Genomic DNA, 20,913 nt, shown 5'->3' with positions numbered 1-20,913 from the left:
CTGCGACACCGTCTGTCCCTGTTGGTTACTGTGTGGTGCGGGCCAGGACGGCTCGCACGGCATCGTCCGGAGCCGGCCGGGTGACGGCCTCGCCGATGCGTGTCATAAGCACGTAGCGGATCGAACCCCCTTCCGTCTTCTTGTCCACTTGCATCAGATCCAGCCAGCGGTCCGCCCCCAGGTCGGGCGCCACCACCGGACACCCGATGGCCTGCACCAGCGCGCGCACGCGCTCGACGTCCGCGCGCCCGAAGCCGGCCACGTCGGCCGACAGCTCGGCCGCCTGGACCATGCCGCAGCCCACGGCCTCGCCGTGCAGCCAGGCGCCGTAGCCCAGGCCGGATTCAATGGCGTGGCCGAATGTGTGGCCCAGGTTCAGGATGGCGCGCAGGCCGGACTCTCGCTCGTCCTTGCCCACCACCTGCGCCTTGAGTTCGCAGGAACGGCGGATCGCATGGGAAATGGCGTCGCGATCCAGGGCGCGTAGCTTCTGCGCGTTTTCTTCGCACCAGTTCCAGAACGCCGGATCCAGGATCAGGCCGTACTTGATCACTTCGGCCAGGCCGGCGGACACTTCGCGCGCCGGCAGGGTGCCCAGCACGTCGGTGTCGATCTCGACCGCGATCGGCTGGTAGAACGCGCCGATCATGTTTTTGCCCAGCGGATGGTTCACGGCCGTCTTGCCGCCCACCGAGGAGTCCACCTGCGCCAGCAGGGTCGTGGGCACCTGCAGAAAGCGCACGCCGCGCATGTAGACGGCGGCGGCAAAGCCCGTCATGTCGCCGATGACGCCGCCGCCCAGGGCGACCAGGACGCAGCGGCGGTCCAGGCGGTTGCCCAGCAGCGCGTCGAAAATCAGGTTCAGCGACTGCCAATCCTTGTAGGCCTCGCCGTCGGGCAGCTCGATGCGCAGCACCCGCTTGCCCGTGCGCGCCAGCGCAGCTTCGGCGCGCTCGGCGTACAAGGCCGCAACCGTCGGGTTGGTGACCACCGCGATCGCGGTCGCGTCCGCCGGGATGCACTGGTCCAGGGCGTCCAGACGGCCGGGGCCGATGTGGATCGGATAGCTTCCGCCCGGGGTTTCGACATCAACAACATTCATATGCGCTTCTCGAAAGCTTGTAATTGCGGCAACAGCGCCTTGACCAGGGTATGGATGGGCATCGACCCCGTTTCCACCACCAGGTCGGCCACTTCCTTGTAGAGGGGTTCGCGTTTGGTCATCAGGTCCCGCAGCGTGCCGCGGGGATCGGCGGTGGCCAGCAGGGGACGGTTGCGGTCGCGGCAGGTCCGGCGGAACAATTCGTCCACGCTGGCCCTCAGATAGACCACGATGCCGCGTTCATGCAGCAGCTGGCGGTTTTCGGGCGCCAGGATGGCGCCGCCGCCGGTGGCAAGAATTATGTTGCGCCGTTGGGTACACTCTTCCAAGGCGGCGGACTCCCGGCGACGAAAGCCGGCTTCGCCCTCGATTTCGAAGATTACCGGCACCCGCACGCCGCAACGCGCCTCGAGCTCATGATCCAGATCCATAAACTCGCGCCCCAGGGCCCGCGCCAGGCTACGCCCTATGGTCGTCTTGCCTGCACCCATCATCCCGACCAAAAATACGGGAAGATCATGCGGCAACGACGCGGTCTTGCCTGCGCCTTCGGCGGCGCAAGGCGGACTGTCAGGCGCCCCGTCGGAGGGCGCCGGGTCCGGGGCAACCTCCGGACATGAGTTAGCGGCAAAGTTCATGCCGGCATTATCACATCTGCCGCCAGTTGCCCGCGCACCACACTGAACTATTTTGTTACAGAAACCGATCCCCCGCGATGAGGCGGGACCGGAGATACCCGTAAAATCGCCGCGATGAGCAAGCCCCAGAATTCCTCCAAGAAAGACAAGCCCGCCCGCAGCGGCTCCCCGATCCTGCGATTCTTCGTTAAAACCGGCATCCTCTTTGCCGGCCTGTTCCTGTGCGGCGTGCTGCTCGCGGGAATGGCGCTGGCGCTGGCCTGGCCCAATCTGCCCGACCTGAACGCCATGACGGACTACCGGCCGCGGGTGCCGCTGCGCGTTTACACGGCGGATCGCGTCCTGATCGGCGAGTTCGGCGAAGAACGCCGCAACGTGCTGCGCTTCAATGAAATCCCGGATGTCATGAAGTCCGCGGTGCTGGCCGCCGAAGACGACCGTTTCTACCAGCACGGCGGCATCGACTGGATGGGCGTGGTGCGGGCCGGCCTGACCAACCTGATCAGCATGTCCAAGACGCAGGGCGCCAGCACGATTACGATGCAGGTCGCGCGCAATTTCTACCTGTCGTCCGAAAAGACCTATTCGCGCAAGTTCTACGAACTGCTGCTGACCTTCAAGATCGAATCCGAGCTCACCAAGGACCAGATCCTTGAGCTCTACATGAACCAGATCTACCTGGGCCACCGCGCCTACGGCTTCGCGGCCGCGTCGCGCACGTATTTCGGCAAGCCGCTGTCTGAAGTCACCCCGGCCGAAGCCGCGATGCTGGCGGGCATTCCCAAGGCCCCCTCGCGCTTCAACCCGATCGCCAACCGCCCCCGCGCCGAACTGCGCCAGCGCTACGTGCTGGGACGCATGCATTCGCTGGGCTACCTGACCGAACCCGAATACAAGCAGGCGATGGCCCAGCCCATCGTCATGAAGTCGGCTGAAGGCACGCCGGCAGGCGGCTACTCCATCCATGGCGAGTACGTGGCTGAACTGGCGCGCCAGTTGCTGTTCAACGTGTACCAGGACAACGTCTATTCGCGCGGCATCAACATCTACACCACCGTGCAGTCCAAGGACCAGGAAGCGGCCTACCGCGCCGTGCGCGAGGGCGTGCTCGAATACACGCGCCGCGCCCCCTACCCCGGCCCCGAGGAACAGCTGGACCTGCCCCCGGGCACCGAGAACAACCCCGCCGCCCTGGACGAGTTCCTGGATGGCGTATTCGACAAGTTCTCCGACAGCGGCGACCTGCTGACCGCAGTGGTGCTGTCCGCCAGCCCCACCGAAGTGAAGCTGGCGCGCAGCTCGCGCGAAATCATCACCGTCACCGACAAGAAAGTGCTGGGCGTGGTTGCCCGCGCGCTGAACGACAAGGCCAAGCCGGATCAGCGCATCAAGCGCGGCTCCGTGGTCTATATCCGCAAGTTCGGCGACAACTGGGAAATCATCAACCTGCCTTCGGTGCAGGCTGCCTTCGTGGCGCTGTCGCCGCAGGACGGCGCCATCCGCGCCATGGTGGGCGGCTTCGATTTCTACCGCGGCAATTTCAACCGCGTGACGCAGGCCTGGCGCCAGCCGGGCTCGAACATCAAGCCCTTCATTTATGCCGCCTCGCTGGAACGCGGCCTGACGCCGGGCACCCAGATCTCGGACCAGCCGTTCGAGCTGACCGCCGCGCAGACCGGCTCCAAGGCCTGGAATCCCAAGAACTACGGCAACCAGTATGAACCCATGCTGACGCTGCGCCAGGGCCTGTACAAGTCCAAGAACATGGTGTCGATCCGCATCCTGCAGGCCATCGGCCCGCAGTACGCGCAGGACTACCTGACCCGCTTCGGCTTCGACAAGGCCCGCCAGCCGCCCGTGCTGCCGCTGGCGCTGGGCGCGGGATCGGTCACGCCGCTGCAGCTGGCGGGGGCTTTCTCGGTCTTCGCCAACGGCGGCTATCGCGTGACGCCCTACCTGATCGACCGCGTCACCGACAGCAGCGGCAAGGTCATCATGCAATCCAAGCCGGTCGTCGCCGGCGACGCCGCGGCCCGCGCCATTGATCCGCGCACCGCCTGGGTCATGGACGACATCCTGCGCGGCGTGGCCACCTACGGCACTGCGGCGCGCGCCCGTGCCCTGCTCAAGCGCAACGACATCGCCGGCAAGACGGGCACCACCAATGAATCCGTGGATGCCTGGTTCTCGGGCTACACGCCCAGCCTGGTGGCCACTGCCTGGCTCGGCTTCGACCAGCCCAAGTCGCTGGGTTCGCGCGAAACCGGCGGCGGCGTGGCCATGCCGATCTGGGTCGACTACATGCAGGACGTGCTCAAGGGCGTGCCCGAAGAAAAGCCCCGCGCGCGCCCGGACGGCCTGCTCGTGGAAAACGGCGAGTTCTATTTCTCGGAATTCCCGCCCGGCCAAGCCGTGGCCCGCCTGGGACTGCCGGAAGCCGACACACTGGGAGAATTCCTCAATGGCCTGAGCAGCAGCTCGGGCCAGGACACCCGGATCAAGGTCGCGCCTGGCGTGGGCACACAGACCAACACGCCCTGGTCGCAGAAGATTCCGTTCTGATGCAAAAAAAGGCCGGCCCCGATGGGCCGGCCTTTTTATTTACAGCCGTATCGTCACGGGGACGCCGGCCGCGGCGGAGCAGATCTGGGACAGGGCGTCCGGCAACTGCGGACCGCCTCGGGTATCGTTCCAATGCTGGCCGTCGTAGCGGTAGTGGAAACCGCCGCTGCGCGCGGCGACCCACAGCTCCTGCATGGCGGCCTGGCTGTTCACCACGACGTGCGTGTCGTCTTCGAAAACCATGGTCAGCACATTGCCGCTGCGGCTGGTTTCAATGTCGACGTCGAGCGAAGCCGCCCAGTCATCGGCCTGGCTTTCGATGCTGTCCAGCACCTGGTCGATCAACGCAAGAAATTCGGTTTCGGTCATAATCGAGCCTGCAAGAATTACGGAGTTCCCAGTGTTCCAATTGGCATTCAGCCGCATGGCTCTTCGCATTGTAGCCACGCTATTGGCGACTGGCATGGTCGCCGCCTGCGGGTACAAAGGGCCTTTGTACATGCCCCCGCCCCCTGACGGCAAAGCGCCAGCGCGCTCGCAGCCGTCCCAGCCGCCGGCGCAGATACCTCCCGCTCCGACCATTCCATGACGCCCCCGTTCCCGACCCCGCCCGATCTGGCAGGCCACCCGTACTTCCAGTACCGCAACAACGTGTTGTACGCCGAAGACGTGCCGCTTGACCATCTGGCCGAACGGTTGGGAACTCCGCTTTACGTCTATTCCCGCGCGGCCCTCAAGGCCGCATGGCAGTCCTACCAGAGCGCCGTCGGCCAGCATCCCGTGCTGGTCTGCTACGGCATGAAGGCCAATTCCAACCTGGCCGTCCTGAAGGAATTCGCCCGCCTGGGCGCGGGATTCGATATCGTCTCCGGCGGCGAACTCAAGCGTGCGCTGGCCGCCGGCGCGGACCCGTCCAGAATCGTATTTTCGGGCGTGGGCAAACAGACCTGGGAAATGCGCGACGCGCTCCAGGCCGGCGTGAAGTGCTTCAACGTCGAATCCGAGGACGAACTACACCGTCTGTCCGACGTTGCGCAGCACATGGGCGTGCGCGCTCCCGTTTCGCTGCGCGTGAATCCGGACGTCGATGCGCGGACCCACCCCTACATCTCCACCGGCCTGAAGGAAAACAAGTTCGGCATCGCCATTGATGCCGCGCTCGATGCCTATCGCACGGCGCAATCGCTGCGCGGGCTGGAGATCGTGGGCGTGGACTGCCACATCGGCTCCCAGCTCACCGACATCAGTCCCTATTTCGATGCGCTGGAAAAACTGCTGGACCTCATCGACAAGCTCGACCAGGCCGGCATCAGGATCGCGCACCTGGACCTCGGCGGCGGCCTGGGCATCCGCTACACGGACGAAACGCCCCCATCGCCCAGGGACTTGCTGGACCGTGTATTCAAGCGCCTGGCCGCACGCGGCCAGCACCATCTGCAAGTGGTGCTGGAACCGGGCCGTTCGCTCGTCGGCAATGCCGGCGTGCTGCTGACCACCGTCCAATACCTGAAGCACACCCCGGCCCGCAACTTCGCCATCGTCGACGCGGCCATGAATGACCTGCTGCGCCCCGCCCTGTACGACGCCTTCCACGGCGTGCAACCGTTGCATCCGCGCGCGGGCGACGTGGCCGAATACGACATCGTCGGCCCGGTCTGCGAAAGCGCCGACTGGCTGGCCAAGAAGCGCCCGCTCGCCATCCGCCAGGGCGACGTGCTCGCCGTGGAATCCGCGGGCGCCTACGGCATGACCATGGCCAGCAATTACAACTCGCGCGGCCGCCCGGCCGAAGTCATGGTCGACGGCGACCGATACTACGTCGTGCGGCAGCGTGAAACCCTGGCTGACCAGCTCAGGGGCGAATCCATGCTGCCTTAAGCCCGCCGCGGCAGGACGCGGTTCCCTTTACTCGAATTCGTGAGTGATGGAGGCGGGCTGACCCTTTGCTACGGTCAGCGTCATGCGGTGGTCTCCCGCCGAGGCGTTGCGCACCGTCACCTGGTAGCGGCCGGGCGCCAGGGACAATTCACGCAACGGCGGACTGATCCCGCGCGAGCGCCCATTGACCAGAACCTCTCCCCAGGGACGCACGGCCACGCGCACCGTCACCGGCGCAACCTTGGATTGCTCCTGAGGCTGCGCCGCCGCCCCAAGAGCCGGGCCGGGCGCATCGGCAGTGCTTCCGGCCATGGCGCCGATGCCCTCGTCCTGCGCCCGAGGCGGCGGCGCAGCAGGCGCCGATGCGGGTTCAGCGGGCGTCGATGGGGGTTCAGCGGGCGCCGGCCGATTTTCCGCCGTCGCCGGCGGTTGCTCTGCGGGCGCTTGCTCTGCGGGCGGCTTCTCTGCAGGCGGTTGCGCGGCAGGCGGCGCCTGCGGGGCCGGCGCCGATGGCGCAGCCGCCAGGACCGGCGTTGGCTGCGGCGCTTCAGTCGCTGCAGGGGAACCCATCAATCGAACGAGGATATAGCCCCCTCCCGCCAGCAGCAGCGCGAGCGCCAGCGCGATGGGCAGGATGCGTGGTGCGCGAGCTTGCTGGTCCGGCCGCAACGCCCCAGCAGGCAACGGGGACGAGGGATCGTCCATCGCCTCGACGGGTGGTACGGCGACGGGCGGTACGGCGACGGGCGGTACGGCGACGGGCGGTACGGCGACGGCCGGTCCATCCTCGGCCTCGGCCGCGGGCGTCCGCGGCTCCTCGCCCTCCGCAGCCAGCGAAGCTCCCATCCCCGCGGCAAACGCCGCCACGGTCTGCGGCCGCGCATGCGCCGCCATGGCAAGGCCGCTATCGACCGCAACGCAAAACGCATTGCCGTAGGCGCCCGCCTCCCTTTCATGCAAAGGCAGGCAGTCGTCACGGACACGGCGCGCCAACGCGTCAGGCGGGGCGCTGCCCGTCGCCAGGAAATGCGCCAGAGCCGCGAGCCCGTACACATCGGTCCAGGGGCCGCAGGGATGGTCCGGATCGTCCGTGTACTGTTCGAACGCGGCATATCCGGCATGCCGCGCCGCGTCTTCTGCGTCAGGGGCCGGCGCTGCCGGCGGCTCCGCCAGCGTGGCCTGCCCTGACGGGCCGAAAACCACGGCGCCCGGATGGATTGCGCCGTGGACCCGGCCTGCCTCATGCAAAGCAACCAGGCCGGAGGCCAGGCCGGCGACGATCCGCGCGATGCCCTCCTGGCGCTTCAGGCCCGCCGGCAGGCGCAGCAGGTCCTCTAGACGCGTCGCGCCAGGCCCTTCGGCCTGCCAGCCGTCCGGCAGCGCTGCGGAAGATTGGAACATCATGCGCGGTCCTCCGGTTGAAGCTGGACTCATGGCCGCCAGGTGGGCAGCGACGAGAACAGACGGGCAAACAAGGTCGCGTTCAACGCGCCCCCGTGCACATAAGTCTGCAGCGCCGCGCCATCGGCCTGGTTGGTCCACCAATAGCTGGTGTGCGAGCTTGGATTGAAGCAAAACGGCAGGTCGGGCCAGGCGCCCAGCGCGCGACGCGCCAATGGCGCGGAATCCTGTTCCCGCCCCGACCGCAGGATATCCATGATGTCGCTGCCGCCCGGAGGCGCGCCCGCGCTTGGCGCGGCGGCGGGCTTGCGTACCAGCTGCAGGCTGCGGTCAAACTGCTCCGGCGCGCAGCCATGGCGCACGGCAGTCAGCAGGCTGGCGCCCACTTGGCGGTAGTAGTCGCTGGCGCCGTCCAGGATGCTGCTGTGGTACTGCGAAGGCGGGAAGGCCGCGACCACACACAAGGGGTACCCGCGTCCCACGCGATCACGGCTCGGGGTGATGCAGCCCAACTGCGCCACCCCCGCGCCCGGCCCAGCCGGTATGGCGAAGTTCCATATCGGCGCCGACGCGAAGCCTCGGGCCGCCGCGACGTCCGGCGCCTGCTTGAGCGCGGCCAGCCCGAACTGCAGCCAGCGGTCCCACCACACGATCAACTCGCGCGGCAGGCGCCGGTGCACGAAATCTCCGGCGGCCGGAATCTTTCCGTACCAGCCCAATTGCCCACTCTGCACTTCTGGCTCCATGTCCATATCCCGGTCACGACGCGCCGGGGCAGGCAAAACCCTGCATCTCGGCTAGATGAAAAGGACTTTTCACGCTGCTGGCCGTGATCTCCAGCACGACCTTGCGCCCGCCCAGGTCAAAGGTGGCGAGCGTGATTTCCGGCGAGGCGCCGCGCCGCAGTTGCGCCCGGTCCAGCATGCGGTTCAACGCCCAGGGGCCCGACGTCGTCATGCCCGCCGCGCCTTCCTGCGGCGTGAGTTCGATGCGCACCTGATTGCTGCCGCGCGGTCCGGGCCATTGCACCGAGGTCGCCACCTGCGGCCCATGCGCGTAGCGCACAGGCTGGCCGTCGACGTCCATCAGGAACTGCGTAATGCCGGCGTCCATCTCCACGGGCCGTATCGCCACGCGGTATGACGGCATGGGATTGCCCGCCATGAAATACACGTCGCGGATCACACCCGCGCGCTGAAATGCGTCCAGCGTGGCCGAGTTGGCCCCCGACCGCCCGTCGACACCGGGCTTGAAGCGCCAGCGTTGCCCCGACACATCAATCTGCGTCGCCAGGTTTTTCTGGAAGAAATCGTCCATCAGTCCATTGGGCGCGAACAGCCGCGCCATGTCGTTGGGCGCGACGTCGCGCGTCGACCGGCTGGAAAACGGATAGCGCCCCGCAACCGACTGGCTGCAAAACACGCCGATCGTGGCGGACACCGTCTCGCCCATGCGCGCCCGCGCCACATCCGACACTTCGCCCGACGCGTTCACGGACAAGGCATTGACCACATCGCGCAAAGGTCCGGGCAGGCGCCCGGCCTCGGCGCGCAGCTTGGTGACCGAATCGGAACTTGGAGCCGGGCTTCCGCTGCGCAGCGCCGCGTCGGCGGCGGTCAGGTAGGTGTAGAGCTCATTGATGAGGCCGGTTGTGGCGGCGATGGGCGCCGTGGCGCCTGCCTGCCCGCCTTCGCCCTGCGCCAGCCGCCGATAGGATTCGAAGTGCTGGTCCACGATGCTTTCCAGTTTTTCGTCAGACACGTCGCCGCGCGTGGCGGCGCCGGGTCCCGTCGGGCCGAACATCTGCTCAAGCGCCTCGCGCGTGCTGCTTACACGGTCTCGCGCCTGATCCACCAGAGAACGGTCCTCGCCGCGCGAATCGCGCAGCAAGGCGGTCTCGCGCGCGACGCCCCGGACCAGTTGCACCAAGGGAGATTCCGGCGCGGACAAGGTGCGCGCCATCTGGATGTTCTGCAGCAAGGATTTGCTGGGAGCCAGCTGCAGATCATTCAGGTACCCGTCCCACTGCGCCACATAATCGTTCATGTACAGACGCTTGATGCCGGCCACCAATTGGCGCTGCGCAGCCTGGTCCAGCACGCCGGGCGGGGGGATGTCCAGGATCCAGGCGTCATCCGACCGCAGCAGCTCCGCCACGCTTGTGATGCGCCTGTTGAAAACATCCCAATAGCCGCGGTAGCTATAGAGCGCGGGAATTCCCTGGCTCAGCGGTTTGCCGCTCTTGCGCACGAACACCGAACTGGCCTGCGGACCGCCAAGCGTCACCACTGTGTTTGGGGGGGCCGCATCGGCGTTGGCCAGCGTGCGGCGCAGCCGGCTGTAGGCGCGCTGCGCCAGCGTGTAGCGCGCCAGCTTCTCGCGCGCCTGCGCCACCAACGCATCGTCCTTGGGAAACGGCGACGCCAGCACGCGGCCCTGCGTCAGGTTGCGAAGGTGCAGCGACAGCTGCTCGTACTGGCGGCGCGTATAGCCTTCCGGCAATGTCGACTGCATATCCGAAAGCAGCCATGCATGCATGAAGTCCGCGTCGTAGCGCTCGGCGTCGTACAGCATCAGATAGGCCCGCAGCGCTTCGTAGGAATACTCCAGATCGCTGGCGGACGCGTCCCGCAGGGCGGCTTCGACGCGCCGGGCCACCTGCGGCAGCAATACCTGGTCCAGCGTATTGCCGTATACGCCCTGCGCCGCCGCCTGCAGCTTCCTGCCCTGGTACAGGCCAAAGCGGTATCCAAGCGGCGGCGCGTCGATCTCGAAGTCCTCGTGCCGCGGCAAGTACCAGAGGCTGTCCAGGAACGGCATCAAGCCCAGCAGGTCGCCGTTGCGCGTTATCTTGATGTCGCGCGTCAGTTTCTCCACGGCGGGCACGCGTCGTGCAACCTCGTCCACATAAGCCGAGTTGTTGCCGTAGCTCACGACCCATCCCGCGATCAGCGCGACGAACAGCGCCGTGACCAGGCCGTATCCCGCCCAGTGCAGTTGCCGATAACGCCGTTCCCAGCGCAGATTGCGCCCCGCCAGGCTCGCTTCGCGGAAGATGACGTCCCGCAGCAGATTCTTCAGAAAATAGCTGCGCCCCTCCCCCTCGCCCGGCGCGCTGGACGCGGGCGCAGCCGCGCCATCTATGCGCAGGTAGCGCTTGAGATGCCCCGTGACCTGGTCGAAGGTCTCGCCGCCCTGGGTGCCGCTCGTGAAGTACACGCCGCGCGGGATGACGCGCGCCTCGAACTTCGACGTGGCGAAGACATCGCTCAGGAAATGGCCCAGGATGGCCTGCAATCCCGCGAACTGCTGCGGCAGCATATAGGCCAGCGCGCGCCGCGATGGATCATCTTCGGCCGCCACCACTTCCGGCAAGGCGTCGTCCAGCCGGCGCTGCAGCAAGGCGTATTCGGCATGAAAGGCCTCGAACAGGTCGAACCCGGGCTCCTGCGTCCGCGCGTAAGGCAGCGTGAAACCCCAGACCTGCGCCAGCTCGTCCCGGCTGAACGACGCAAAGTACTCTTCGAAACCGGACAAAAGGTCGGTCTTGGTCACCAGCACATACACCGGAAACGCAATGCCCAGCTGCTCGCGCAGTTCCTGCAGGCGCCGCCGCAGGACTGCCGCGTGACGCGCCCGCTCGGCGTCCGACGCGGACAGCAGGTCCTCGACGCTGACCGTCAGCATCGCGCCGTTTATCGGCTGCCGGCCGCGGTACTTGGTCAACAGGCCAAGAAAGCCCCGCCACTCCTCCTCATCGCCAGTCGGATCGCTTTCGTGCGTGGTGTAGCGCCCCGCCGTATCCAGCAGCACCGCGTCGTCGGTGAACCACCAGTCGCAATTGCGGGTCCCGCCGACGCCTCGCAACGCCACCTTCCCGTACCGCTCGGCCAAGGGAAAGTTCAGGCCAGAATTCACCAGCGCGGTGGTCTTGCCCGCCCCTGGCGCGCCGATGATGACGTACCAGGGAAGCTGATACAGGTACTGCTTGGAAAAGCGGTCCAGCGCTCTGCGTCTGCCGCGATTCTCGAATCGCGTCTTGCGCAGGAGTTCGACCGCTTCGTCGAAACGCGCTTCGAGCTGACGGATCTCGTCGCTTCCGGGGCCTTCTGGCGCCGCCTTCTCGGCCCGCGGACGGGGCCGCAACTGCCCCAGCAGTTGGGTGTTCAACCGCCCTTCCCGCCACTTTCGCCATAAGATGCGCAACAGCCAGACCGAGAAAATCGCCACGATCACGATGATGCGCACTGCCTCGCTTTCCAGTGGACGCACCGCGCCCACCGCGATGAGCGGCCCCGCAATCCAGATCAGCAGCGCCAAGGCAACCAGCCCCAGGAAATTCCAGACGCGCCGGCTGAAGAACCATCCGAACACCCTGTAGATCATTCCTGGCCTCCCTTTGCCCCGTCCTCATGCGGCGTCGGCGGCACCAGCACCGTGATCTCCACCCGCCGGTTCATTGCGCGGCCCGCCGCCGTATCGTTGGGCGCGACAGGGTCCGCGTCTCCGCGCCCTTCCGCCCGGACCCGCGCCTTCTGGCCCAGGCGCTGCTCCAGCATCTCCTTGACGGCGTCGGCGCGCGCCTGAGAAAGATGCCAATTCGATGGAAAGCGCGCGCTGCGGATTGGCGTATTGTCGGAATAGCCGCGCACCAGGATGCTGCCGCGCGTCTCGCGCAAGGCGTCCGCCACGCGCGACAGCACCGGCAGATACTGGTCGCGCACCGAGCTTGCGCCGGATTCGAATACACCGTCGCCCCGCAACACCACTACGCTGCGGTCCACTTCGTCGCGCACGGCCACAAGCTGGTCGCGGATCTCGGGCGCCAGGAACTGCGCCAGGCGTGGCGCGGGCGCGGGACGGGGAGCGGGTGCTGGCGCAATCTGCACGGCAGGCGGCTTGAGCTGGCTGATGGACGCGAACACCCCATCGGATTGGCTGCCCAGCCGCCAGCCCAGCGCCCAATACAGAATCAGCGCCAGGACCGCCGCCAACGCGCCGAATACCCACAGCGGCACAGGCAGGCGGCGCAGCGGGGTCTGCGCGGGTTCGTCTCGCCAATGCGGGGACAGCGCCAGGGCGTACTCGCCGCGCGCCCCGCGCAGGATGCGAAGCAGCCGCTGCCGCAGCGTCTCAAGCTGCGAACGACCGTTGTCGATGACGCGATAGCGCCCTTCGAAACCCAGCAACAGGCAGTAGTAGAGCAGCTCCAACAGGTCCAGATGCTGCGCGGGATTCTGCGACAGCTTGGCAAGCAGCTGGAAGAATTTCTCTCCGCCCCAGGTTTCATTGTGGAAGGTGACCAGCAGGCTGTGCGCCGACCATACCCCGTTGCCGCCCCAAGGCGTAAGCGCCGCGGCCTCGTCCAGGGCGGTGCACAGGCAATAGCGCGCGCCGAGGATCGTCTCGTTGGCGATGCCCGCCTGCTGGGCCCGCAACTCGAACTGCCGGACCTCATCCAGCAGATGCTCGCGCAGCATGGCTGGCGACGGATGCGCGGCGGTCGCGCGTATCTGCGGAATCAGGTCCAACAGCGGATTGGCGGCCGCCACCAGCGGATTCGTGCCGCTGATGACGTAGTCATGTGGCCGCAGCCGGCCGGAAGCCTGAGCGGAGCCGTCGCCCAGGCTCCCGGGCGGCGCGCTCAAGGTGTGGTCCGATGCATGCATATCCGTCTCCGCGCTCAATCGCGCAATGCCCAGAACTCCATCGTCAGCCCTGGGAAATCACCGGCCAGGTGCAGCGCCAGCGCGCCCGTGCGCTCGAGCTGCTTCCAGAACTCGCCGTCTTTGTCCAACTCGAAATAAACGTGTCCCGCGCTGTATGGGATCTGACGCGGCGCCACCGGCAGCGGACGCACCGCCACGCCCGGAAGCTGCAAATGCACCAGGTCGCGGATGCGTTCGACCGGGCCGATCTTGACCTGCGCGGGAAAGCGCGTCCGCACCGTATCCGTGGGCAGATCCGCCTGGACAGCAAGCACGAAGCCGGCCGTGCGCAACAGGTCCGCGTCCTGGATCTGCGCCACCCGGACGCCTTGGCCCCTGTCCTGCAACGCAATCTGCAAGGCGCGCTGCTCCAGCACTGCGGACAGCGAACGGCGCAGCTCTTCCATCAAGGGCGCAAAGCTGGCCTGCAGATCATCGTGCTCATACGCGGGCAGCACGTCCGGCCGCCGCGTGGCGGACGTGAATGTGGCCAGATCGCAGGCCAGCATGAGCCAGTCGTGGAACAGCCGTTCAGGATGCAGCGCCGGACACTGGCGCGCGTGCCACAGGGCGCCCACGTAACGATTGACCGTCTCCAGCAGCATGAAATCGGAAACTTCGGAGACGCCCCCCCGGCCGGGCTGCGACAGGCGTTGGGAGAGGGCCTGGCCGCGGGCATCGAGCATGCCGTACAACTCGTGCGCGAGTCCGCGCAGGACAGGGTGTTCTCCCGCCGCCAGCCAGGGCGCCACATAGCCCTCGTCCAGCACCACCCGGTTGTCCGACCGGCGCTCGGCCACGCGCGCCACTCCCAGGCCCAGCCAGTCATCGGTAAGGTCGTCTTCCTTCATCAGGCGAAGCCGCAGCCGCCCCAATTGCAGCAGCGCGGGTTCCAGCCCCACGGAGCCGGTGTCTTCCAATTCGGCTTCGTGCACCAGATAGCGCGCCAGCGAGTCTTCCTCGCCCTCATAGACGACGTCCGTAGCGCCGGGGCGCAAGCGCGGCACCGCCAGCACGACGCGTGCATCGCGCATCTGCGCGGGCACCTCGAACGCCGCGGGCGCGGCGTCCGGCTCGGAGAAATCGAACGGCGTGCCGTCGGGCATCACCCCGCGCGCCTGCGTCAGCACCAGCTTGCCGACCGCCAGCGCGTCGCGGTCCAGCGACAGATGGCTGAATCCCCAAAAGAATCCCTGCCCCGCGGCCGCGCGCTGCTGCGCGGCATGCAGCAGATGACGCTCGAACTGCTGGAAATGCTGGGGCCGCAGGAACATGCCCTCCGACCAGACCACCTTGTCCTTGCTCACCATCGTCACGGTTCTCTTTTCCTGTTTCTAGAATGGCCACCACGACCGGCTGCGATCCACTTCCTGCAAGCCGCTGCGCGCGACCGCGACTTTCACCGTTTCCTCGTTCGGCGAAAGCTGCCAGACCTTGTAGATGTTGGTGTTCTGGGGCTCGGGCAGAGACACCAGCAGGCGCCACTTGCTCTGCTCCAGATCCCGATAAGCGGCTACCACGCCCACCACGCGCGCCTCGGGATTCCCGGCGTATCTGAGCACCTTCGTCTCGCCCGGTTTCAGGATCACCTGCTCTGTGTTGAGCAGTTCCGCGCCCAGCGCCGCGCGCGCATCGGCCTGCAAAGTGAAGAAGTCGCTGGATTCGAAGGCCCTTGCGGACTTCAGTTCGTAGACGGTCACCTGCACGGGAGAGGGCCGGCCGCTGGCATTCAAATTCACCTTGGGATCCGCGCGCAGTTCAATCGCATAGGGCGCAGGCACCACCTTTGCCGTCGACGAGCATCCTGCAAGCAACGCCCCGGCCGCCACGCCCGCGGCGACCCGCGCGCCTTGCCGCATGAGCCTGCCTGCAGGGCTTCTTCTCAAATCCGATCGTTGAAGTAGCGCGTTCATAAGACTCCGGAAATAAAGTACACACGTCTGTTACGCCACGACGCAACACTGCGGCGCTGGCCCGCTATCATCGGTTGCAGACTCGCGCCTCGCGCTCCGCAACCGGCAGACCCGCCCCATGAAATCGTCCGTCCGTATCAGCCTGATGTCGCTCCTTGCCATGCTCGCCGCCTGTGCATCCACGCCGTCGCCCCAAGCCACCGACGCCTTGCAGCAGGTCCGGGACGAGTACGCGGCCAGCCGATTCGGCGACGTGGTGCGCACGGTGGCAACATCCGACGCCCTGAGTTCCGCACCCAGGCCCATGCGGGTGGAAGCCTTGAAGCTTCAAGCCTTCAGCTATTGCGTCACCGGCTATCGCCAGCTCTGCGAAGACAGCTTCACGCAGATCCTGGCCCTGCAGCCGTCGTTCCAACTTGCCCCCAACGAGTCCGGCCATCCCCAGTGGGGCCCGGCATTCGAGTCGGCCAAGGCGGCCCAGACCAGATAAGGCGCGCCGGGCGCCAGGGAGACAGTCATGAAATTCACCGTGTTCCAGCACGCCGGCGATCCGGCATTCGAGCCCCTGCATGCCGAGTTCGCGGCGCCCGGCGGCACCGTCGGCCGCAGTCCTGACAACCAGCTCGCCTTGCCCGACCCCACCCGCACGATCTGCCGCGTGCAGGCGGCGATCCGCCTCAATGACGCGGATGCCGCATTTCTGGAGAACCTGAGCGCCATGAGCGTCGTCAGCGTCAACGGGCGTGTCGTGCCTTCCGGCCAGGAAGTGCCTATCAATCCCGGCGACGAACTGGAAATCGGCGCGTACCGGCTGCGTGCGGAAGCAGGCATCGGACCGGCCGAGCCGCCGCATCCGGCCGCCGCACCCGACGACGACATCTTCGGCGACCTGATCGGACCCGGCACCCTGCCGGTCGGCGCGGCGCCCGATGTGTCCGTCCATCCCTTCGACCTGGAATCCGCACAGACGCGCAACCCCGACGATCCCTTGCAGCATCTGCCGCGAGGCGACGCCGCGGTGTCCCGCCCGGCCGTGGATCCGCTTGCGATGTTCGACGTGTCCAGCGATGGGCCACCCAGCGTTTTCGAGGACACCACGCCTTCCACCCTGCCCGTGCACGACCCGCTGGCCGGGCATCGGGCGCATCCCGTATCCGAGGCTCTGGAACGCCCCCGCGACGCGGCGGACACCCACAGCGCCTCCGACCACGTGCGCGAAATCGGCGGCTTCCTGCGGCCGGCTTCCGTGAAAAAGCCGACCGGCGGCCAAGGCGGATAGCCGTTCACGCATATTCATAACGAAACTCCCCGTCGGCCGCGGACAACGCCACGCGCTGCAGCCGGCGCTCTTGCATCGACGCGCCCAACACCTCGCGGCTGATGTGCGGCAGCACCGTATTGGCAAGAATGGCGTCGACCATGCGCGCCCCCGATTCGACCTCGGTGCATCGAGCCGCTACAAGCGCCACCGCCTCGCGCGATACCTCCAGCGCGATGCCATGGTGTTCCAGCAACCGGCGGCGCACCCGCTCGAACTGCAGGTCGACGATGCGCGCCAGCATCGCATCGGATAGCGGAACATAGGGCACTGCGACGAGCCTGCCCAGCAACGCGGCAGGGAAGGCCTGCAGCAGCGGTTCCCGCAGCGCCTCCGCCAGCCCCTGCGCGTCCGGCATCAGCTCGGGGTCCCGGCACAAGGCGGCAACACGTTCCGCGCCCACGTTGGACGTCAGGATGACGACGGTGTTGCGAAAATCTATGTAGCGGCCCTCGCCGTCCTCCATCCAGCCTTTGTCGAAGACCTGGAAGAACATCTCGTGCACGTCTGCATGGGCCTTTTCGACCTCGTCCAGCAGAACCACGCTGTAGGGGCGCCGGCGCACCGCTTCGGTCAGCACGCCGCCCTCGCCATAGCCCACATAGCCCGGCGGCGCGCCCTTGAGCGTGGACACCGTGTGCGCCTCCTGGAACTCGCTCATGTTGATGGCGATCAGGTTCTGCTCACCGCCGTACAGCGCTTCCGCCAGCGCCAGCGCGGTCTCGGTTTTGCCGACGCCGCTGGGTCCGCACAGCAGAAACACGCCCACCGGCTTGCCCGGATCCGTCAGTCGGGCCCGCGATGTCTGGATGCGGCGCGCTACCGTCTCCAGGCCCGCGCGCTGGCCGATAACCCGCTTCTCAAGGGTATCCGCAAGGGCAAGGACGGCCTGCGCTTCGTCGCGAACCATGCGCCCCACGGGAATGCCGGTCCAGTCCGCCACGACCGAGGCCACAGCCGCGGCGTCGACGGACGCATGGATCATCGCCGTCTCGCACTGGCTCCGCGCCAACGCGGCTCCCGCCTGCGCAAGCGATTGCCGCGTCTCCTCCTGATCTGGCCCCGCCTGCTGGTCAAGCGCCGCACGCAACGCGAAGACCCGCGCGGCAAGCTCCCGCTCGCCTTCCCACTGCGCCGCCAGCGCCTGCTCTGCCTCAATGGCCTCGGCGCGCTCCATGGCCAGACGCTCGACACGCTGAGCATCGCCCGCTCCCAGGCGGAGCTCGCGCCCGGCAATGCGCTGCGTGATTTCGAGTGCCTGAATGCGCCGGCGCGCATCCTCCAGGGCCGGTGGCACGGCATGCTGACTGATCGCGACGCGGGCGCAGGCGGTGTCCAGCAACGCCACCGCCTTGTCGGGCAACTGGCGGGCAGGAATATAGCGGTGCGACAGGGTCACCGCGGCGTTGATGGCCTCGTCCAGCAGCACCACGCCGTGATGCGACTGCAAGGTGTCCGCCAGGCCGCGCAACATGTCGAACGCGCGCGCCTCGTCCGGTTCGTGGACCTGCACCAGCTGGAAGCGGCGGCTCAGCGCCGGATCCTTCTCAATGTATTTCTTGTATTCGGACCACGTGGTCGCGCCTATCGTGCGCAACTGGCCGCGCGCCAGCGCGGGCTTGAGCAGGTTGGCCGCATCGCCCGTTCCCGCCTCGCCGCCGGCCCCCACCAGCGTGTGAATCTCGTCGATGAACAGCACGATGGGACGTTCGCTGGACTGCACCTCGTCGATCACGCCGCGCAGCCGCTGCTCGAACTCCCCTTTCATTCCCGCGCCCGCCTGCAGCAGGCCGATGTCCAGCAGGTAGAGCGACACCTCGCGCAAGGGCGGCGGCACGTCGCCCGACGCCAGGCGCAGCGCCAAGCCTTCCACCACGGCGGTCTTGCCGACACCGGCTTCCCCCGCAAGCAGCGGATTGTTCTGCCTGCGCCGCATCAGCACGTCGACAAGCTGGCGAATCTCTTCGTCCCGGCCGGAAACTGGATCGATCCCCCCCTCGCGCGCCTTGGCCGTCAGGTCTACCGCGAACCTGGCTAGCGCGCCGCCCCGATCCTGCGCCGTTGCCGGCGCTCCGTCGTCCGACAGGCCCGTCGAGGCCGGCTCCTCGGGCGACCCCCGCAAAATGTCGCCCATATGTTCGAGCAGCGTGTCCGGCGCGATACGCGAAAACTGCGCAGACATGCCCAGCAGCACATGACGCAAGGCGTAGGTGCGGACGAGGCCCGCCAGCAGATGGCCGCTGCGGATGCGGGCCGCGCCGTAGCGCAGCGACCCCAGAACCCAAGCCCGTTCAACCGCATGGTCGATATGTTCGGACAGATCGGATACCGACCCCGCGCCGGCCGGCAGGCGATCAAGTTCGGCGACCAGTTCCGCCTGCAGCCGGGAAAAGTCCATCTCGAAGCGGCGCGCGATGCGGTGCAGGTCGCTGTCCTGCGCCTGCAGGATCTGATGCAGCCAATGGACCAGCTCCACATAGGGATTGCCCCGCAGCTTGCAGAAGGCCGTGGCGCCTTCCAGCGTCTGGTAAAGCAGCGGGTTGAGCTTTCCGAAGAGGTCGAGGCGGCCGATATCCGACATGGCTTTGGGCGCGTTCACGCGTGTGAAGTTCCAGAGGGTTGGGCCGGCACGCGGCCACGCGCCGGAGTTCGTTCCCGGCGTTCATAGTCCAGCAGCAGATCGCGCGCATCGCCTTGCGACGGTCTGCGCTGCCCAAGCCATGCCGACAGGCCCAGCGGGCTGGATGCGCCCAGCTTCAATCCGCAAGCGTGTTCCGCGCTCAAGACCGGCCGCAATTCCCACGCCAGCTCCACGCCGATGTATTGCCGGACCCAATGCGTCAATTGGCGAGCTCTCGTGCCCCCGGGCAGGAAGCTGGCATAGTCCTCCTGCGTCAACGGGCCGATCTCGATGCGGAACTTGTGCTGCGCGTCGCGCACCGCAACACCCAGCACCGTGTCGCGTCCCAGCCCGGCCGCATTGCCCAGACCCAGCCGCTGGTCCGGATCCAGGCGGATCCACTGCGGCACGAATTCGCAAATGTTCACGGGCAATCCAAAGAACGATTGCAGGATGTGCTTGAGGCCTTCCGGGTTGCGCGTCTGGCGCACCAAATGGCCAGCCATGTAGTACTTCGCGTGGTCGAGCACGGCATCGCGACGACGCATCGACGGCTCGCCCATGTGCAGCAGGCTGGCGATGTATCGGCTGAAGGACGCTTCCTTGCGATCCAGGCTGACCGTGCTCTGCGCGTCGGCCCACGCCCGATAGAACAGCAGAATCAGCCGATGGTGAAAAATGTCCGCGAACGCCGCAAGGGTGCGGTCGCCATAGTGCGCCATGCGTTCATGGGCGAACTCGGTCAGGTGCAGCGGCAACGGACCATTGGGACCGAACAGCCCGAAGCCGTAAATCGACAGCTGGGCCGGTCGGCCGCCGCGCGCTGCCTGGGCGCGCGCCACGGTGGACGGCGCGAACGCCAGCGACGGCTCCTGCCGCAGCCGCACGGGCTCATGCCGCGCCACGGTATCGCGCCCCAGCGGCTTGCGCGCGCCCGAGTGCGCGTCCATCCAGCGCAGGGCATGAAACAGGTCGTGCCCGTAAGGTTCGCGCTCCAACGCCCGCCACCAGCGCGCATACGCGTCGGAAGACTCTGCGGCATTCCGAACTTGCGGATCGGCAACGGGTTCGACGGCGTCCACCGCGTCACCCCACGTGGATCTGCTTGGCATCCACCTTCACCAGGTCGGAACCTGTCACCAGCGTGTAGGACGCGTGCAGGCGTGCGCTCTGACCGGCCTGGTAGTCGATGGTCCCGGCGCGCACCTGCTCCACCTCGGCGACGCTGCGCATCGACAAGCGCGCCATGACCGTCAACCTGTCCAGCGCCGCTTCGTAGGTCCTGCCGGTCAGCCTCGTTTCTCCCACGGTGGCGTGCAGGCTTTCCGCAACCACGTGCACGCGCTTGCAGACATGGCGCTCGTCTTGCGCCTCGACCGTGTACTCGGGCGCTTCCACGCGCACGGCGCCGCCTCCCTGCAACCTGACCTCGTCCGCGCCCTGCAACAGCACGCTTGCGCCGTGCGAGCGCAGGACCAGCTCCCCTCGCGTCTCCAGCGTCGCGCGGCCGGGATCCGCCTGCACGGTGACCGCGATCAGATACACCCGCGACGGATCCGGTCCGCTGATCAGCACCTCGTCGCCCGGCTGGGGAACGAGCAGGCAGCTGGCAGCCGGACGCGCGGACCACGTCCGGCCATCGCACGCCACGGCATACCCTCCGTCGGGTTCGCGGCGCAGCACCTCGCCCAGCAGGTGCACCGGGTCGTAGCTCATTCGGCTCAAGCTTGCGGCGGACGTCATGGTCAATCTCCTGGTCGTGGCGGGATGCGG

At 67.1% G+C, this 20,913-nt stretch carries 17 protein-coding genes; 5 read left to right on the top strand and 12 right to left on the bottom strand.

Annotated features, from left to right (window positions below):
* Nucleotides 1-25: 25 nt before the first annotated feature.
* A complete protein-coding gene (gene aroB / locus KYC_RS28300) occupies nt 26-1,102 on the bottom strand; it encodes a 3-dehydroquinate synthase (protein WP_008169068.1) in 1,077 nt (358 codons plus the stop codon).
* Nucleotides 1,099-1,740: a shikimate kinase gene (locus KYC_RS28295; protein ID WP_043519473.1), complete on the bottom strand. Its 642-nt coding sequence runs from the start codon at nt 1,738-1,740 to the stop codon at nt 1,099-1,101. The genes aroB and KYC_RS28295 overlap by 4 nt, the downstream gene beginning before the upstream one ends.
* 114 nt (nt 1,741-1,854) lie before the next feature.
* Here KYC_RS28295 and KYC_RS28290 point away from each other — a divergent pair, with 114 nt between their 5' ends.
* A complete protein-coding gene (locus tag KYC_RS28290; protein WP_008169065.1) occupies nt 1,855-4,302 on the top strand; it encodes a penicillin-binding protein 1A in 2,448 nt (815 codons plus the stop codon).
* Nucleotides 4,303-4,341: 39 nt separating this feature from the next.
* Here KYC_RS28290 and cyaY read toward each other — a convergent pair whose 3' ends face one another.
* Nucleotides 4,342-4,671 carry an iron donor protein CyaY gene (cyaY, locus tag KYC_RS28285; protein ID WP_008169063.1) on the bottom strand — a complete coding sequence of 110 codons (330 nt, stop codon included), beginning with the start codon at nt 4,669-4,671 and terminating at the stop codon, nt 4,342-4,344.
* Here cyaY and lptM point away from each other — a divergent pair.
* Both lptM and lysA read left to right on the top strand, forming a co-directional pair.
* Nucleotides 4,577-4,891 carry an LPS translocon maturation chaperone LptM gene (gene lptM, locus KYC_RS30180; protein ID WP_420796131.1) on the top strand — a complete coding sequence of 105 codons (315 nt, stop codon included), beginning with the start codon at nt 4,577-4,579 and terminating at the stop codon, nt 4,889-4,891. The genes cyaY and lptM overlap by 95 nt on opposite strands.
* Nucleotides 4,888-6,180 (top strand): diaminopimelate decarboxylase, encoded by a 1,293-nt coding sequence (gene lysA, locus KYC_RS28280; RefSeq protein WP_008169061.1) that lies wholly within the window; start codon nt 4,888-4,890, stop codon nt 6,178-6,180. Before lptM ends, lysA begins: the two co-directional genes overlap by 4 nt.
* A gap of 27 nt (nt 6,181-6,207) precedes the next feature.
* On the opposite strand, the gene KYC_RS28275 is transcribed toward lysA, so the two are convergent.
* The 6 genes from KYC_RS28275 to tssJ are packed head-to-tail and all read right to left on the bottom strand — an operon-like array spanning nt 6,208 to nt 15,202.
* On the bottom strand, nt 6,208-7,584 hold the full coding sequence (locus tag KYC_RS28275; protein ID WP_008169059.1) for a hypothetical protein: 1,377 nt from the start codon (nt 7,582-7,584) through the stop codon (nt 6,208-6,210).
* Between the two features lie 26 nt (nt 7,585-7,610).
* Nucleotides 7,611-8,327, bottom strand: coding sequence for a type VI secretion system-associated protein TagF (gene tagF, locus KYC_RS28270; RefSeq protein ID WP_081478130.1), 717 nt, complete (start codon nt 8,325-8,327; stop codon nt 7,611-7,613).
* Between the two features lie 13 nt (nt 8,328-8,340).
* Nucleotides 8,341-11,967, bottom strand: coding sequence for a type VI secretion system membrane subunit TssM (gene tssM / locus KYC_RS28265; protein WP_008169055.1), 3,627 nt, complete (start codon nt 11,965-11,967; stop codon nt 8,341-8,343).
* Nucleotides 11,964-13,250 carry a DotU family type VI secretion system protein gene (locus KYC_RS28260; RefSeq protein ID WP_008169054.1) on the bottom strand — a complete coding sequence of 429 codons (1,287 nt, stop codon included), beginning with the start codon at nt 13,248-13,250 and terminating at the stop codon, nt 11,964-11,966. The genes tssM and KYC_RS28260 overlap by 4 nt, the downstream gene beginning before the upstream one ends.
* Before the next feature lie 14 nt (nt 13,251-13,264).
* Nucleotides 13,265-14,599 (bottom strand): type VI secretion system baseplate subunit TssK, encoded by a 1,335-nt coding sequence (tssK, locus tag KYC_RS28255; RefSeq protein WP_008169053.1) that lies wholly within the window; start codon nt 14,597-14,599, stop codon nt 13,265-13,267.
* A gap of 24 nt (nt 14,600-14,623) precedes the next feature.
* Nucleotides 14,624-15,202 (bottom strand): type VI secretion system lipoprotein TssJ, encoded by a 579-nt coding sequence (gene tssJ, locus KYC_RS28250; RefSeq protein WP_238532005.1) that lies wholly within the window; start codon nt 15,200-15,202, stop codon nt 14,624-14,626.
* Nucleotides 15,203-15,320: 118 nt separating this feature from the next.
* Here tssJ and KYC_RS28245 point away from each other — a divergent pair, with 118 nt between their 5' ends.
* Entirely contained in the window at nt 15,321-15,692 is a 372-nt protein-coding gene (locus tag KYC_RS28245; protein WP_043519469.1) for a TssQ family T6SS-associated lipoprotein, read from the top strand.
* Between the two features lie 27 nt (nt 15,693-15,719).
* A complete protein-coding gene (locus tag KYC_RS28240) occupies nt 15,720-16,481 on the top strand; it encodes an FHA domain-containing protein (protein ID WP_008169050.1) in 762 nt (253 codons plus the stop codon).
* A gap of 4 nt (nt 16,482-16,485) precedes the next feature.
* Here KYC_RS28240 and tssH read toward each other — a convergent pair whose 3' ends face one another.
* Genes tssH through KYC_RS28225 form a run of 3 tightly spaced genes read right to left on the bottom strand, consistent with a single transcriptional unit; the run spans nt 16,486 to nt 20,883 of the window.
* On the bottom strand, nt 16,486-19,101 hold the full coding sequence (gene tssH / locus KYC_RS28235) for a type VI secretion system ATPase TssH (protein WP_043519479.1): 2,616 nt from the start codon (nt 19,099-19,101) through the stop codon (nt 16,486-16,488).
* 14 nt (nt 19,102-19,115) lie between these two features.
* A complete protein-coding gene (tssG, locus tag KYC_RS28230) occupies nt 19,116-20,252 on the bottom strand; it encodes a type VI secretion system baseplate subunit TssG (RefSeq protein ID WP_081478129.1) in 1,137 nt (378 codons plus the stop codon).
* On the bottom strand, nt 20,227-20,883 hold the full coding sequence (locus KYC_RS28225) for a DUF3540 domain-containing protein (RefSeq protein WP_050814963.1): 657 nt from the start codon (nt 20,881-20,883) through the stop codon (nt 20,227-20,229). Before KYC_RS28225 ends, tssG begins: the two co-directional genes overlap by 26 nt.
* Nucleotides 20,884-20,913 lie beyond the last annotated feature (30 nt).

Origin of the sequence: Achromobacter arsenitoxydans SY8, from assembly GCF_000236785.1 — a bacterium.
Taxonomy (GTDB): Bacteria; Pseudomonadota; Gammaproteobacteria; order Burkholderiales; family Burkholderiaceae_B; genus Achromobacter; species Achromobacter arsenitoxydans.
Note: the sequence above shows the minus strand (reverse complement) of the source record. Positions and strands in the feature narration are given on the sequence as shown.